This is a genomic window from Sinorhizobium alkalisoli (assembly GCF_008932245.1).
Taxonomy (GTDB): Bacteria; Pseudomonadota; Alphaproteobacteria; order Rhizobiales; family Rhizobiaceae; genus Sinorhizobium; species Sinorhizobium alkalisoli.
Window position 1 is genome coordinate 2,983,628 of sequence record NZ_CP034909.1, and the last position, 16,048, is coordinate 2,999,675.

At 62.6% G+C, this 16,048-nt stretch carries 13 protein-coding genes; 7 read left to right on the forward strand and 6 right to left on the reverse strand.

Annotated elements, in window-relative coordinates:
• Positions 1-44 precede the first annotated feature (44 nt).
• On the reverse strand, positions 45-1,067 hold the full coding sequence (locus EKH55_RS14360) for a LacI family DNA-binding transcriptional regulator (protein ID WP_151611659.1): 1,023 nt from the start codon (positions 1,065-1,067) through the stop codon (positions 45-47).
• Between the two features lie 163 nt (positions 1,068-1,230).
• Here EKH55_RS14360 and EKH55_RS14365 point away from each other — a divergent pair, with 163 nt between their 5' ends.
• From EKH55_RS14365 to EKH55_RS14375, 3 genes are all read left to right on the forward strand, one after another.
• Entirely contained in the window at positions 1,231-2,754 is a 1,524-nt protein-coding gene (locus EKH55_RS14365) for a sugar ABC transporter ATP-binding protein (RefSeq protein WP_069458646.1), read from the forward strand.
• A gap of 75 nt (positions 2,755-2,829) precedes the next feature.
• Positions 2,830-3,840, forward strand: a complete 1,011-nt coding sequence (locus tag EKH55_RS14370) for an ABC transporter permease (protein WP_069458647.1) — start codon at positions 2,830-2,832, stop codon at positions 3,838-3,840.
• A gap of 61 nt (positions 3,841-3,901) precedes the next feature.
• A complete protein-coding gene (locus EKH55_RS14375; RefSeq protein ID WP_151611660.1) occupies positions 3,902-4,855 on the forward strand; it encodes a substrate-binding domain-containing protein in 954 nt (317 codons plus the stop codon).
• A gap of 162 nt (positions 4,856-5,017) precedes the next feature.
• On the opposite strand, the gene EKH55_RS14380 is transcribed toward EKH55_RS14375, so the two are convergent.
• The gene (locus tag EKH55_RS14380; protein ID WP_069458649.1) at positions 5,018-5,743 is read right to left on the reverse strand and encodes an META domain-containing protein; all 726 of its coding nucleotides are present in this window, start codon (positions 5,741-5,743) and stop codon (positions 5,018-5,020) included.
• Between the two features lie 164 nt (positions 5,744-5,907).
• Here EKH55_RS14380 and dxr point away from each other — a divergent pair, with 164 nt between their 5' ends.
• Positions 5,908-7,080 carry a 1-deoxy-D-xylulose-5-phosphate reductoisomerase gene (gene dxr / locus EKH55_RS14385; RefSeq protein WP_151611661.1) on the forward strand — a complete coding sequence of 391 codons (1,173 nt, stop codon included), beginning with the start codon at positions 5,908-5,910 and terminating at the stop codon, positions 7,078-7,080.
• Positions 7,081-7,250: 170 nt separating this feature from the next.
• Here dxr and hemA read toward each other — a convergent pair whose 3' ends face one another.
• The 4 genes from hemA to EKH55_RS14405 form a co-directional block, all read right to left on the reverse strand.
• On the reverse strand, positions 7,251-8,465 hold the full coding sequence (hemA, locus tag EKH55_RS14390; protein ID WP_069458651.1) for a 5-aminolevulinate synthase: 1,215 nt from the start codon (positions 8,463-8,465) through the stop codon (positions 7,251-7,253).
• A 211-nt stretch (positions 8,466-8,676) separates the two neighbouring features.
• Positions 8,677-9,474, reverse strand: coding sequence for an FAD binding domain-containing protein (locus EKH55_RS14395; protein ID WP_151611662.1), 798 nt, complete (start codon positions 9,472-9,474; stop codon positions 8,677-8,679).
• A gap of 15 nt (positions 9,475-9,489) precedes the next feature.
• On the reverse strand, positions 9,490-11,838 hold the full coding sequence (locus EKH55_RS14400) for a xanthine dehydrogenase family protein molybdopterin-binding subunit (RefSeq protein WP_151611663.1): 2,349 nt from the start codon (positions 11,836-11,838) through the stop codon (positions 9,490-9,492).
• 93 nt (positions 11,839-11,931) lie between these two features.
• Positions 11,932-12,423, reverse strand: coding sequence for a (2Fe-2S)-binding protein (locus EKH55_RS14405; RefSeq protein ID WP_151611664.1), 492 nt, complete (start codon positions 12,421-12,423; stop codon positions 11,932-11,934).
• Positions 12,424-12,851: 428 nt separating this feature from the next.
• Between EKH55_RS14405 and EKH55_RS14410 the strand changes: the two genes are divergently transcribed.
• The 3 genes from EKH55_RS14410 (at position 12,852) to EKH55_RS14420 (ending at position 15,959) form a co-directional block, all read left to right on the forward strand.
• Positions 12,852-13,103 carry a YMGG-like glycine zipper-containing protein gene (locus tag EKH55_RS14410; RefSeq protein WP_069458654.1) on the forward strand — a complete coding sequence of 84 codons (252 nt, stop codon included), beginning with the start codon at positions 12,852-12,854 and terminating at the stop codon, positions 13,101-13,103.
• A gap of 146 nt (positions 13,104-13,249) precedes the next feature.
• Positions 13,250-13,714, forward strand: coding sequence for a hypothetical protein (locus EKH55_RS14415; RefSeq protein ID WP_151611665.1), 465 nt, complete (start codon positions 13,250-13,252; stop codon positions 13,712-13,714).
• Positions 13,715-14,048: 334 nt separating this feature from the next.
• On the forward strand, positions 14,049-15,959 hold the full coding sequence (locus EKH55_RS14420; protein ID WP_151611666.1) for an autotransporter assembly complex protein TamA: 1,911 nt from the start codon (positions 14,049-14,051) through the stop codon (positions 15,957-15,959).
• The last annotated feature ends 89 nt before the right edge of the window (positions 15,960-16,048 follow it).

Genomic DNA, 16,048 nt, shown 5'->3' on the forward strand with positions numbered 1-16,048 from the left:
ATGATGCTACCGGACGGACCGCTATGGCGCGGCTCCAGAACCCCTCATCGCCCATTTGGGGGTGGCCCAACGGAGTTGCGCACCACCAGGTCGGGTCTGAGCAGGATCTCCGTTTCGGAAGCTGCCCGGTCCGAAAGCATGTCGAGCAGCAATGCCATTGCATGCTTGCCGATCGCGGTGCGTGGCTGGCGGATTGTGGTCAGGGAGGGGGTCATGAAACTCGCTTGCGGGATGTCATCGAAACCGGTGATCGAAAAATGGTCCGGTATTTCGTAGCCGCGTGCCTTCACCCCGAGAGCGACGCCAAGGGCGGTCTGATCGTTGACGCACATGAAGGCGGTGGGAAGATCATCGCGCATGAAGAACTGTTCCAGCGCGAGCCTTCCGCTTTCCACCGATCCGTCACCTTCAAGGACCAATTGCCGTCTCAAGGGAATGCCGGCCGCAGCAAGCCCTGCTTCGTATCCCGACCGACGGCGACGATAGGCAAGGCGCGTGCTGGAGTCCCCGATGAATGCAATTCGCCGGTGACCTTCCGAAATGAGGAGGTCAACAGCCTTGCGAGCACCCTGGACATCGTCGACCCCGACATAAGGAATGCCGCCATTGAAGACCGGCTCGAATACGCCCACGGTCGGCGGCAGACGTGCGGTCATGGCCTCGTGACCGAAAGGAAGAATGCCCGTGAACAGGATCATGCCCGCGGCCTGGTTCGAATTGAAGAATTTCAGGTATTCCAGCCCACGCTGCGCGTCGTTTTGTGTGTGGCCGATCAGCACGCCGTAGCCGTGGGCCCGGGCTTCGTTTTCAAGGCCCACCAGAATACTGGAGAAATTCGGGTCGCCAATATCGGGCGCGACCACGAGTATCATATTCGAGCGCCCGAGCCTTAGGCTGCGCGCCATCGCATTGGGCGTGTAGCCGGTTATCGCGATTGCTTGATTGACCTTGAGTCTGGTCGATTTGGCGACCTTCTCCGGCATGTGAATGGCCCGCGAAACTGTCGCGATCGACACTTCGGCCATCCGTGCGACATCTTCGATGGTGGCGGGCGGGGAACTGGACACTCGATTGGCCTCGGACTCTATGGCGAGACACTACACAGACTTGCCCGACGGTCAAATGCGCGACCAGAAAAAATTGTCGGACAAACAGCATGTAAACCTTTACATCGGCCGGTGTAAAGGTTTACATCAACAAAAATGAGGTGGAGGCCTCAGGGAGGGGAACATGGGCACGGACGTCGTCGAAAGCGCTCCCGTCGTGCTGTCCGCGCGACGCGTCAGCAAATCGTTCAGCGGTGTGCAGGTGCTGTTCAGCGTCGATTTCGAGCTGCGCCAGGGCGAAATCCACGCGCTGATGGGTGAAAATGGCGCCGGCAAATCCACACTCGTGAAGATTCTCTCCGGCTTCGAGCAGCCGACCTCGGGCGAGATCCTGTTAGACGGCAAATCCGTGACGCTTCCGCCCAACGGTGCCGCCGAGGCGCTCGGCATTGTCATTATCCATCAGGAATTCAATCTGGCGGAACATCTCACCGTCACCGAGAGCCTCTTTCTCGGGCGCGAGGTAACCCGTTTCGGAGTTCTCGACCGCAAGTTCATGCGTGCGGAAACACGCCGCGTCCTCGATCTCCTCGGCTCTCACGTCGACGAAAACGCGATGATCGGCTCTCTGTCGATTGCCGAAAGGCAGATGGTCGAGATCGCCAAAGCCATCAGCCGTGACGCGCGCGTCGTCTTCATGGACGAGCCGACGGCAGTGTTGTCGCGCGAGGAAACGTACTTCCTGTTCCAGCTGGTGCGCAAGCTGCGCGAAAAGGGCACCAGCTTCGTCTTCGTGTCGCACAAGCTCGACGAGGTCATGGAACTGACGGATCGTGTAACGGTGTTGCGCGACGGCCAGTGGATCAAGACGGCGCCCACCTCCACCCTCGACGGCGAGGCTATCGCCCAGCTGATGGTCGGCCGCGAACTATCGAGCCTCTACCCCGGTAAAAGCGAGCCCAACGTCGACGAAGAAGTGGTGCTACGGGTCAGTTCGGTATCCACCGGCTATGTCCGGGACGCGAGTTTCGAGGTTCGCCGCGGCGAGGTCCTCGGCTTTTCAGGGCTGATCGGCTCCGGCCGAACGGAGTTGATGGAAGCGATCGTGGGACTTCGCTCGCGCCTGAAAGGCGAGGTACTGGTTCGCGGCCAGCCGGTACCGTCAGGTGATGTCCATGCGATCAATAAGGCCGGCCTCGTCTACATGACCAAGGATCGAAAGGCCAAGGGGTTGTTGCTCAATGCCGGGATGATGGCGAACCTGACGCTGCAGTCGCTCGGCCGCCATACCCGCCTCGGCTATCTCGACCCGGCAAGCGAGCAAGCGGCTCTCGTCAGGGCTCGCCGCCGCTTCGATATCCGCGTCAGGGACGACACTATCGTCGCCGGACGCATGTCGGGGGGCAATCAGCAGAAACTCCTGCTTGCCAAGGTCATGGAAACTGATCCGAGTATCATCATCATCGACGAGCCGACGCGGGGCATCGACATCGGCACCAAGCAGCAGATCTATCACTTCATCTCGGCGCTGGCCCGGGATGGCCGCTCGATCGTCGTCGTTTCGTCCGAGATGCCGGAGATCATCGGCCTCTGCAGTCGCGTAGCGGTCATGCGGGAAGGCCAAATTGCCGGCATACTCGAGGGCGATGAGATCTCTGAACAGGAGATCATGCGCTACGCCGCAGGTCTGAAGAAGAAGGCGGCCTGATCCGCGCGGGCGGATCCTTTGCCGCCGACGGCAACAATGCAATTCCCGAAAGGTGAGGCGGAGGCCCGATTGGATATGAGCGTGAACCAGGAAAGCAGTCAGGTGGCGATCCGCCGCCGCAGCTGGCGTGACATTGATCTGAGGGCTGTGGCGCCATTCGTTGCGCTGGCTTTGCTCCTCCTGGTGGGCGCGCTGGTCAATCCCAACTTCATCAGCATCAATAATCTCGCCAACGTCGCCACCCGAAGCGCATTCATCGCCATCATCGCAGTCGGGGCGACCTTCGTGATTTCCTCAGGCGATCTCGACCTGTCCGTCGGCGCAATGGTCGCCTTCATCGCCAGCCTGATGATCCTCTTCATGAATTCCGGCGTAATTGCCGATCCGGTGCTCATGCTCCTGACGGCTATCCTTTTCACGATAATTGCCGGTGCGCTATGTGGCCTCACCAACGGTCTGATCACGACGGTCGGCAGGATCGAGCCCTTCATAGCGACGCTCGGCACCATGGGCATTTATCGGGGGCTGACGACCTGGCTTTCGCAGGGCGGAGCAATCACGCTCAAGGAGCCTCAGCTCCAGGAGATGTACCGTCCCGTCTATTTCGGCACGATCTTCGGCGTGCCGGTTCCCATCGTCGTTATTCTTTGTGTGACCGCCGTCGCCGCCTTCATTCTCTACCGCACCCGCTACGGGCGGCACGTCGTCGGCGTCGGCTCCAATCGTGACGTCGCGCGATACTCGGGCATTTCCGTCAATCGCGTTCGCACGGTCGCATTCGTGATCCAGGGGCTGTGCGTAGCGGTAGCCGTGCTGCTCTACGTGCCGCGCCTCGGCTCGACGTCGGCGACCACAGGCATCCTGTGGGAACTGCAGGCGATCACAGCCGTCGTGATCGGCGGCACGGCACTCAAGGGTGGGGCGGGTCGGGTGTGGGGCACAATCTGCGGTGCCTTCATCCTCGAGCTGGTCGGCAACATCATGCTGCTGTCCAACTTCATCAGCGAATACCTGATCGGCGCCATTCAGGGCGCCATCATCATCATTGCGATGCTCGTCCAGCGCTCGCTGGTGCGCAAATCGTGAGACAGCCGGGTCCACAGGTCTCCCGGCCTGCAAAAGGTTGACCTGTATTGGGAGGTACATAATGCGTAAGAAGCTATTCGGCCTGACCCTCGCGGCCATGACCGCCCTCACCGGCGTGACGCATGCGCAGGAGGAAAAGAAAGTGACGATCGGCGTGTCGATACCGGCAGCCGATCACGGCTGGACGGCCGGTGTGGTCTTCCATGCCGAACGGGTCGCAAAGCTCCTGATGGAGCGAAATCCGGGTCTCCACGTGATCGTCAAGACCTCGCCCGATCCGGCGAGCCAAGCCAACGCCGTGCAGGATCTCGAGACACAAGGCATCGACGCTCTGGTCATTCTGCCGACCGATCCGGATCCGCTCGTCAACGCCATCAAGGAAGTGAAAGGCAAGGGTACTTTTGTCGCCCTGGTCGATCGTGCGCCGAGCGTCAACGACGCATCCGTACGTGATCTCTACGTTGCGGGCAACAACCCGGCACTCGGCCAGGTCGCTGGTGAGTACATCAAGGCAACGACACCGGATGCCGAAGTCGTCGTAATCCGCGGCCTGCCGATCCCGATCGATCAGCAGCGCCAGGACGGCTTCGACAAGGGTATCGAGGGGTCGAACGTCAAGGTTCTCGACCGCCAGTACGGCAACTGGAATCGCGACGATGCCTTCAAGGTCATGCAGGACTACCTGACCAAGTACCCGAAGATCGATGTCGTCTGGTGCCAGGACGACGACATGGCTGTCGGCGTGCTGCAGGCCATCGAACAGGCGAAACGCACCGACATCCAGTACGTCATCGCCGGTGCCGGCTCGAAGGAGATGATCAAGAAGGTCATGGACGGCGACAAGATGATCCCGGTCGACGTGCTCTATCCGCCGGCGATGATCGGTACTGCGCTCGAGATGACCGCTGCCAATTTCTACAGTCAGGTTCCAGTCCGCGGTGTCTACACGATCGACGCAACGCTCGTGACCGAGGATAATGCGCAGGACTTCTACTTCCCGGATTCGCCATTCTGATCCGGCATTGAGCAGAGGCGGCCCCTATTTGCACGGGCCGCCTCGATCGGGTCGCATGCAATCTGCATACGTTACGCAAAGCTGCGGACAGAGCCGGGGAGACCATCCGTGCGGTCGTCCCAAGCTCCGCCGGGCCCCAGGATCGCTACCTCCGTTGCGCCTCTATCCCCTTTTGACGCAAACCACCCCCGGATCCTCCTCGCCCTTCGTCACGTCGAAGAGCGTCGCCTCCTCGCCTTCGGTCCACCAGATATAGCGTCCGCCAGCATAGCGCGCGCCCGAGCCTGAGATAATTCCCGAGGCGGCGATGTAGTGGCCGCCGATCGAGAAGGTGACAAGCGACAGGGGGCCGGCATTGATATATTCGGCGTCGACGCCCTCCCCGGCGCAATCGTATCGCACCGTCTGCCGGTCGACAGCGCCGGCACCGGGCACACGCAGGATGACCTCCGCCCCGCCCGCTGCCGCGGCCTCGGTCGATACGAGCCGCATGACCGGAGTGCCGTCGGCGCCCGCCAGCGTGAGCCTTGTGCCATCTATACTCCAGTCGAGCCTATTCCGCAGAGCGTCGAAGAACTTCTGCTCCTGCTCCATGATGGCCGGTTCGCACATCTTGCGCGCCGCGGCGGTGGGTCCGAAGGTGATGGTCTTGCCCGAGAGGGTGAAGGCGCCGGTGAAAAAGTTGCAGCCGCCCATGCCGCCATAGGTACCGTCCTCCCGGATATCCAGTTCCGTCTCGAATTCGTCGACGACGCCTTCGCCGCCGATCGCCTCGGCGCGCCAGGAACCGACGAGCTCCTGCGGCACGTTCTCGGCGGCGACCGTATTCATGGAGGCAACTTCGATCAGCACGCAGGCGCACATGGCAGCCGTCAGGGTCTTTGACATGGGAAGTTCCTCGCGCAGAGAGCGACGCATGGTTGCAGCCAGGCGGATTCTTAGCGCAGCGGTGCCGGAAAGAGAAGAGCGGCGGCTTCCGCCCTTGTTGCCGAGGGCTTTCGGCTGTAGAGCCTATGGGAAACTCCAGAACCAGAAGAATACGGGAATTGGCAATGGCATCCGGCGACGAGAAGCGCCGCCTGACGATATTGGGCTCCACCGGTTCGATCGGCACCAGCACGCTCGACGTGATCGAGCGACTCGGCGGCCGTAAGAATTTCGAGATTGCGGCACTCACCGGAAACGGCAACATACCCTTGCTCGCCGAACAGGCGCGCCGCCTGGGGGCGGAGCTTGCGGTCACCGCCGACGCGGAGCGCTACGGCGAATTGAAGGAGGCCCTGAGCGGCAGCGGCATTGCCGTGGCGGCCGGCCGCAGCGGCCTTATCGAGGCGGCCGAGCGCGACGCCGGCTGGGTGATGGCGGCAATCGTCGGCAATGCCGGGCTTGCTCCGACCCTTGCCGCCGCGCGGCGCGGCGCCGCCATCGCGCTTGCCAATAAGGAGTGCCTCGTTTCCGCGGGCAGCCTCTTCCTGGAAGCGGTCCACAAGGGGGGCGCGCGGCTGCTACCCGTCGACAGCGAACATAATGCCATCTTTCAGGTCCTCGAAAACGAGCAGCGACACGCGGTCGAACGCATCATCCTGACGGCCTCCGGCGGCCCGTTCCGCACCAAGTCGCTCGAGGAGATGCGGCACGTCACCGCCGACATCGCCCGCGCCCACCCCAACTGGTCAATGGGGCTGAAAATATCGATCGACAGCGCCTCGATGTTCAACAAGGCGCTGGAAATGATCGAGGCGCGCCACCTCTTCGGGCTGCGTCCGGATCAGATCGAGGTGATCGTCCATCCGCAATCGGTGATCCATTCCATGGTCGGCTATAGCGACGGATCGGTGCTGGCGCAACTCGGCTGTCCCGACATGCGCACGGCGATCGGCTATGCGCTCTCCTATCCGAAGCGCTCAGCGCTGCCGGTCGAGCGGCTCGATTTCGCAAAGCTCGCGCGGCTCGATTTCGAAGCACCGGACGAAATCCGCTTCCCGGCGCTCCGCCTGGCGCGCCGGGCGATGGAGGCGGGCGGCGTGCAGGGGGCGGTGCTAAACGGCGCGAAGGAAACCGCACTCGAAGCCTTCATCAAGGCGAGGATCGGCTTCCTGGCGATGGCGGAAATCGTCGAGGAGGTGATGGATGCGTTGGCTGACCTGCCGGCGGCCGCCACCATGGACGATGTCTTCGCGGCGGATGAAAAAGCCCGGCATACTGCGGCCGGGTTGATTGAATAACACGCGATATTCGGTTCGAACTGTCCCTCATCCGCCCTTCTCCCCGCAAGCGGGGCGAAGGAGACTCGCGGCGTGCTTCCCACCCCACCCATTCACCCACAGATGAGGAGAAGGTGCAAGTCCGTCCCCTCTCCCCGTTTGCGGGATGAGGGGCTTCGGCTCGTGAGCGCTTACGCCACCGCCCTTGCCAGCGCGCAGCGCGACCAGAGTGAATGCAGGGCGCCGACCAGGTGATCGATATCGGCATCCGAATGCAGCGGCGTCGGCGTGATACGCAGGCGCTCGGTCTTCTTCGGCACCGTTGGATAGTTGATCGGCTGCACATAGACGCCGCAATTGTCGAGCAACAGGTCCGAGATCCATTTGCACTTGGCGGCATCGCCGACCATCACCGGCACGATATGGCTCGGATTGAGCATGTGCGGAATGCCGCGCTTGTCGAGCAGCGAGCGCAAGCGTCGCACCCGCTCCTGATGCGCGAAGCGTTCGACCTGGCTCTCCTTCAGATGCCGGATCGAGGCGAGCGCGCCGGCGGCGAGCGCTGGCGGCAGGGCAGTCGTGAAGATGAAGCCGGAGGCAAAGGAGCGGATGAAATCGCAGAGCGCCGCCGAACCGGTAATATAGCCGCCCATGACGCCGAATGCCTTGCCGAGCGTGCCCTCGATTACAGTCAGGCGATGCATCAGCCCCTCGCGCTCGGCGATGCCGCCGCCGCGCGAGCCATACATGCCGACCGCATGCACCTCGTCGAGATAGGTCATCGCGCCGTATTTGTCGGCGAGATCGCAGATCTCCCTGATCGGCGCGATGTCGCCGTCCATCGAATAGACCGATTCGAAGGCGATGATCTTCGGCGCGCGCGGATCGGCCGCCGCGAGCTTGGCTTCAAGATCGGCCACCGAATTGTGCTTGAAAATGACGCGTTCGCATTTCGAATGACGAATGCCCTCGATCATCGAAGCGTGATTCCCAGCATCCGAGAAGCAGATGATGCCGGGAATCCTGGAACAGAGAGTTCCAAGGGCGGCCCAGTTCGACACGTATCCCGAAGTGAACAGCAGCGCGGATTCTTTGCCGTGCAGGTCGGCAAGCTCGCGCTCGAGCAGGACGTGATAATGGTTGGTACCGGAGATGTTGCGGGTACCGCCGGCGCCGGCGCCGCATTCGTCAATCGCCCGCTTCATTGCCTCGACGACCACCGGAGATTGGCCCATGCCGAGATAGTCGTTCGAGCACCAGACGGTGACCTGCTGGCTGCCCTCGGCCGTGTAGCGTGTCGCCTTCGGGAAGTCGCCACGGTGGCGGGCGAGATCGGCGAATACGCGGTAGCGGCCTTCCTGATGCAGCCCGTCCAACTCGGCTTTGAAGAAACTCTCGAAATCCATCATCATCTCCACAACCCTGCCCGCCTTTGTTCCTTGAAAGCGGTCAGAGGGTCAACCCCGGAAAGCCCCCGTTGCCTGCGGCAAATGGCCCTCAGTTTTGAACTGTTCCAAGATAGCTAGTTCAACTCAATCCCCGCAACTTTGACCGAAGTCAAGCAATTACGAAAAAGGACGGCCGCTGCCGCCCTTTTCCGATGCAAAGTCCCCCCTTTCACGCGGCCGCCACGGCGCGCTTCGTCATCACCTTGATGAGATTGGCGCGATAGGGTGCGGTCGCATGAAGGTCGGAAAGCAGGTCCGAGGGATCGACCGTCACGTTCGCCACCGCGTCCGGCGACCAGTTGCCGGCAAGCGCCGATTCGAGGCCCGCATGGCGGAACACGCCGTTGGAGCCGGCCCCGGTCACGGCGACGCGAACGTCGCCAACGTCGCGACGGGCGACGAACACGCCCGTCATCGCATAGCGTGAAGCCGGGTTGGCGAACTTCTGATAGCTCGCCCTTTCGGGTGCCTCGAAGCGGATGGCGATGATGATTTCGCGATCACTGAGTACCGTCTCGAACAATCCGGTGAAGAAATCGCCGGCCCTGATTTCCCGCCTGTCCGTGACCACCATCGCGTCGAGCGCCAGGATGGCCGCCGGATAGTCCGCCGCCGGATCATTATTGGCGACGGAGCCGCCGATCGTGCCCATGTGACGGACATGCGGATCGCCGATGTGGCTCGCCAGCGCGCAAAGGGCGGGACAGACGGCCTTTACTCGTTCCGAGGTCGCGACCTCCTCATGCGTCGATGCCGCGCCGATCGTGACCGTCCGCCCGTCGACCGTGATGCCCTTCATTTCGGCGATGTGCCTGAGATCGATGAGGTCGCTCGGCGCAGCGAGCCGCTGCTTCATGGTGGGAATAAGTGTCATGCCGCCGGAAAGATATTTGCCCTCCGCAGCGGACCCCATGAGCTTCAGTGCCTCGTCGATCGAAAAGGCACGGCGATAATTGGTCTCGTACATTCTCGTTCCTCCCGATCAATGGCCGGCCTGCGCGGCGGCCCAGACCTTTTCGGGCGTCGCCGGCATGGTGACCGCATTGTTGCCGATTGCGTCGGTGATCGCGTTGATCAGTGCCGGCGGTGATCCGATCGCCCCCGCCTCACCGCATCCCTTGATGCCGAGCGGATTGTTCGGGCATGGCGTATTGGTCGTCGATACGCGGAAGGACGGCAGGTCATCGGCGCGCGGCATGGCGTAATCCATGTAGCTCGCCGTCAACAACTGCCCGCTGTCCGGATCGTAATGCACGCCTTCGAGCAGCGCCTGCCCGATTCCCTGGGCAATGCCGCCATGCACTTGCCCCTCGACGATCATCGGATTGATGATATTGCCGAAATCATCCGCTGCGACGAACTGGACGATCGTCGTCTTGCCCGTTTCCGGATCGACCTCCACCTCGCAGATGTAGCAGCCGGCCGGGAAGGTGAAATTGGCCGGATCATAGAAGGCGCCCTCCTTGAGACCCGGCTCCATGCCAGCGGGCAGGTTGTGGGCGGTATAAGCGGCGAGCGCCACCTGAGACCAGGGGACCGACTTGTCGGTGCCGGCAACCTTGAGCGCGCCGTCCTCGACGACGATATCGCTCTCGTCGGCCTCCATGATGTGCGCCGCGATCTTCTTCGCCTTGGCTTCGACCTTGTCCAGCGCCTTGACGATCGCCGACATGCCGACCGCACCCGAACGAGAGCCGTAGGTGCCCATCCCCATCTGCACCTTGTCGGTATCGCCATGCACGATGTTGATGCTGTCGATCGGCACGCCCAGCCGGTCGGCGACGAGCTGGGCAAAGGTGGTCTCGTGGCCCTGGCCGTGGCTGTGCGAGCCGGTCATCACCTCGATCGTGCCAACCGCGTTGACCCGGACCTCGGCCGACTCCCATAGGCCGACGCCGGCGCCAAGCGAACCGACCGCGGCCGAGGGCGCAATTCCGCAAGCTTCGATATAGCAGCTCATGCCGATGCCGCGTCTCATGCCGCGCCGCTCCGATTCCGCCCTGCGCGCGGCAAAGCCGTCGACATCGGCGGCCGCCATGGCGGCATTGAGCGACGCTTCGTAGTCGCCGGCGTCATAATTCATGATGACCGGCGTCTGGTGCGGGAACGACCGGATGAAGTTGATGCGCCGGAGTTCGGCCGGCGAAATGCCGAGCTCGCGCGCCGCCGTTTCCATCGTCCGTTCCAGGAGATAGGTCGCTTCCGGGCGACCGGCGCCGCGATAGGCGTCGACCGGGGCGGTGTTCGTATAAACCGTGCGGACATTGGCGTGTATCGCCGGGATGTCGTATTGCCCGGAGAGCAGGGTCGCATAGAGATAGGTCGGCACGGCCGAGGAGAAGAGCGACATATAGGCGCCGAGATTGGAGATCGTATCGACCTTCAGCGCCGTGATCCGATGGTTCGCGTCGAAAGCCATCTGGACGGTCGAAACATGGTCGCGGCCATGCGCATCGGTGAGGAATGCCTCGGTGCGGTCCGAGGTCCACTTGACCGGCACGCCGGTGCGCTTGGACGCCCAGAGACAGACGATCTCCTCCGGATAGATGTAGATCTTGGAGCCGAAGCCGCCGCCGACATCGGGCGCGATCACCCTCAGCTTGTTCTCCGGCGCGACATTATAAAAGGCGCTCATCACCAGGCGCGCCACATGCGGGTTCTGGCTGGTCGTGTAGCAGGTGTAGTGGTCATCGCCCGGATCGTAAATGCCGAGAGTTGCGCGCGGTTCCATCGGGTTGGGCGACAGGCGGTTGTTGAGGACCTTGAGCTCCGTCACATGCGCTGCGCCGGCAATCGCCCGGTCGACCGCGGCAGCATCGCCGATCTCCCAGTCGAAGATCAGGTTGCCTGGAGCTTCTGAATGGATCTGAGGCTGGCCGTCACCCAGCGCCTGCACCGGATCCGTGACCACCGGTAAAGGATCATAATCGACGATCACCGCTTCCGCCGCGTCGCGTGCCTCGGCGACGCTGTCGGCCACGACGACCGCGACCGCATCGCCCACATAGCGCACGGTCTTGTCCGCAAGCGGCCGCCAGACGCCCATCCTCATCGGCGAGCCGTCCTTCGAATGGATCATCCAGCCGCAGATGAGATTGCCGATTCCGTCAGCCAGCAATTGCTCTCCGTCGAGCACGTCGATGACGCCGGGCATGGCCTTCGCGTCCGTCGCGTCGATCCTCGCGATCCTGGCATGCGCATGCGGGCTGCGCACGAAGACCGCATATTTCATGCCCGGCACCCTCATGTCGTCCGTGTAGCGCCCCTTGCCGGTGAGGAACCGCCTGTCTTCCTTGCGCGCGACCGGCGCGCCAATCCCTTCAACACCCATTGCCTATCTCCTCCCGAGATATTCAGCACACTCCTGGAATTCCGATGCGGTTTTCCGCCCGCATCCCGCGTCCCGACGAATCTGTGCCCCCGCTCATTCCGCGGCCTGGCGTGCGCCGCCGCCCATCTCGGCGGCCGCGACCAGGATCGCCTTGACAATATTGTGATAGCCGGTGCAGCGACAGATATTGCCCTCGAGCTCGGCACGCACCGTCGCCTCGTCGAGATTGCCGCCATGGCGGCGGATCATGTCGACGGCGGTCATGACCATGCCCGGCGTGCAGAAGCCGCATTGCAGGCCGTGATGCGCATTGAAGGCCGCCTGGACCGGATGAAGCTCGCCCTGTTGCGCCAGCCCTTCGATGGTGGTGATCGCCGATCCCTCCGCCTGGGCGGCGAGGATCGAACAGCTCTTGACCGATCGGCCGTCCATCAGGATGACGCAAGTGCCGCACTGCGTCGTGTCGCAGCCGACATGCGTCCCCGTCAGTCCGAGATTTTCGCGGATGAAGTGCACCAGCAGCGTCCGGTCGTCGCAGGTGCCCGTCACCTGGCGGCCGTTGACCGTCATCGTTATTTTCGCCATTTCGCTCCTCCGGGGGTTGGTCGGTGCCAACTCGAGCGCGGCCTTGAAGTCGGGTGAGATCTGTTCACGCGACGGAAGGACGCGCCCACTGAAATCGATGCCCTCTGCCAGCGCCCACTCCTCCCGGGCCGAACTGGCACGCTGCATCATTTGTCTTTTTTTCAAATGTCGCAACCGTTTGCGGCCACGGAACGGCAAAAATTCCGCCGCCGTCTGTTCCGGCCTGGCAACCGCCTTCATCTTCTGTTCAGGAAAGATGACATTATCTTGCCGAGGAAGATTCGCCGCCTCCCGTAGACATTGCCGGACAGTGGATTATCTTCCAGGTTGCAAATTCAAAGGGGAAGCAGCCGGTTGCGCTGCCCTTCCATCACCCAGGAGACGGACGAGGCGACAGGCTGAGATCCGTAGAATTCGGAGAGGACAAGATGAAGAAAGCCATCGCACTTGTGCTGGTCGCCCTGGCGGTCGCAAGCTGCACGCAAACGGAAAAGGGTGCCGGCATCGGTGCCGCCTCGGGCGCGATCATCGGCGGCGCGATCACGAACGACGTACGCGGCGCGGCCGTCGGCGCAGCCATCGGCGGCGTGTCCGGCGCGGTCATCGGCCATGTCACCGAGCAGCCGGGCCAGTGCTACTACCGCGACCGCTACGGCCGCCGCTATATCGACGCCTGCTGATTGCGGCGACCAACGAAAAGGAAGCCCCCGGGCGCGATTGCGGTCCGGGGGCTTTTTTTTGACCATGCGCCGAATTGGCGACCACGTTAGTCCCGCAACGGAACTTTTGCGGCTCACAGAGGTTCCGCCAAACGAGGAGCATCGGCATGATCGCGACGGCCCACCGGGTAAGCAGCCAGACCTCGCGCGAGATCAATCGCAGAATCCTGCAGGAGACCGAGGAACGGCTTGCCCACTACGAGTCGCATCCGGAAGAGATCGAGCAGAGACTGGCCGAACTGGATCTCGAGTGGGATATCGAGCGGACGCTCGAAGCTAATGCATCGTTGCTTGCCTTCACCGGTGTCGCACTCACGGCGACGGTTGATCGGCGGTGGCTCGCCCTTCCCGCTATCGTCACCGGCTTTCTGTTTCAGCACGCGATCCAAGGCTGGTGCCCCCCTTTGCCTGTGCTTAGAAGACTGGGATTCCGCACCGCCGAAGAAATCAACCAGGAGCGCTACGCATTGAAGGCGCTACGCGGAGATTTCAACGGCGCTCGGGGTCCGGGCAGGCTCGCTTCCGTACTGCGCGCGGTAGGGATACACCGCGAGCTTGGTGGTCAGGCCTGACTCCGCGCGGGAGAAGGTGATTCCGGTTTTGCCAGCATTCGTCTTAACCTCGGAAAGCTTCTTCGGCGGCATACTCCTGCACCAACATTCTGCAGTGGCGTCGTAATTTTCGGCGCAACGACCGTTGTGCAGCGTCTGCTTTGCACAGCGAGCGTGTGCTCCTGGGACCACATCGCCCGCCGATTTTGTCAGATACATCGGCCGACTCCCCTTCCCGGACTGGAACGACCGCGCCACGATCATTAACAAATGGGGAACCATGCCATGCTAACATGGCCATTGCCGCACAAGCAGGCAGTGAGTAAAGAGTCGCCTGAAACGGGATGCGGAGGGAATGTCGCCACCACGGTCGAGTACTGCGCACTGGAAGGGAGCGGCGGCGTTTGTCCTTGCGGCGTCGACGGCGCTTGGCCCGTTTTCCGCCGGTAAGGCGCTTGCGATCAACATCTTCGGCCTGCGGCTCTTCGAAAGCGCGGAGGAGGAGATCCAGGTCATCGACCCTGTCCGCTATGCCCTCACTTTCGAATCCGGCGCGGACGACGCGGATCTGCGCGAGGCGCTCGAAAACGCATCCAGGCTTTACCAGGATCGCGACAAACCGGTTTCCGGTGACCTCGGCCTCTTGATCAAGGCGCGCGACGACCGGGAACGCCTGCTTGCGGCTCTCTATGAAAACGCACGCTATGGCGGTGTCGTCAGCATCCAGATCAATGGGCAGGACATCGAAACGCTGCCGCCGGATCCCTCCTTTCCGGATGGCGCGGTGCCGGTGGCGGTGTGGGTCACCCCGGGGCCGGTATTCACATTGGGCAGGGTAACTCTGCAAGGCGATGCGGCGCAGTTCGCCCCTTCTGCGTACGGGCTTACGCCCGGCGCACGTGCCAACTCGACGCTGATCATCAGGGCAGGCGAGCAGATCGTCGCCGATCTGAAGGAACAGAGCCGGCCTCTTGCGAACCTTACCGAACGCAGCGTCGTTGCCGACCACGCCACTTCGACGGTCGACGTCACGATCGCCGCCGAGGGCGGCCCGGTCGCCCCCGTCGGCGATCTCACGGTCACCGGCACAAGGACCGTCGATCCGACATTCGTGCGCGATTATTCGCGCCTCAACGAGGGCCGGCCCTACTCGCCGGAAAACATCCGCAAGGCGGCCGAGCGTCTGCGGCAGTTGAATGTCTTTTCCAGCGTCACCATTACTGAAGCCGATCGGCTTGCGCCGAACGGTACCATTCCGATGACCATTCAGGTTTCAGAGGGCAAGCACCGCTATTTCGGCTTCGGCGGCCAGGTCTCGACGACCGACGGCCTTGGCCTGCAGGGCTACTGGGGTCACCGCAATCTCTTCGGCCGCGCCGAGTCGATACGGATCGAGGGCTCGGTCGATCGAATCGGTGAAACGGCGGATATCGGCGGGCTCGACTATTCCGCCAGCATCCTCTTTGCGAAACCCGGCGCCTTCGGCCCGGCATCGACCTTCACGGCGAGCGTGAAGGCTGCCATCTCCGACCCGGATGCCTATCGCGCCAAGACCATTACGGCGGCGGCAGGCGCCGGTTTCGAGCTTTCGCCGGAGGATACGGTCTCGGCCGGCGCGGAGCTGAGCCTGGCCGATGTCGACGACGCATTCGGGTCAAACCGCTATCTCACCGCCGCCATTCCGCTCGAATATGTTCGCGATACCCGCGACGACAAGCTGAACGCGAAGGAAGGCTACCGTGCGCTGATCAGCGCTAAGCCAAGCTACGAGATCGAGGGAAAGACCTTCTTCAGCTCATTCGAGGCCACCGCCTCCGGCTATCAGGCCCTCGGACCCGAGAACCGTTTCGTGCTCGCCGGCAGGATCGGCGCTGGCACACTTGTCGGTGGCGACGAACTCGCCGACATTCCGGCGCCGCGGCGCTTCTATCTCGGCGGCGGCGGCTCGGTGCGCGGCTACGCCTTCCAGGAGATCGGCCCGCGCAATGCCGACAACCAGCAAACCGGCGGCCGATCCTATGTGAGCGGTTCGCTGGAGGCGCGCATTGCGGTCACCGACACGGTGGGCATCGTACCTTTCATCGATGCGGGCAGCGTCTCGGCGGGCGAACTGCCGGACTTTTCGGATGTCCGCGCCGGCGCCGGTATCGGCCTGCGCTATGCGACGCCCTTCGGGCCGATCCGGCTCGATTTCGCTGTGCCGCTCAACAAATATCCCGGCGGCACCGATTACGGCATTTATGCAGGAATCGGCCAATCTTTCTGATTTGTGCCGATCGGCCTGTTATAATCATCGTTGCGGCACCCCACCTCCGTCCTGCCGATTCCAGAGCGGCGTAACATGGGCTATGGATA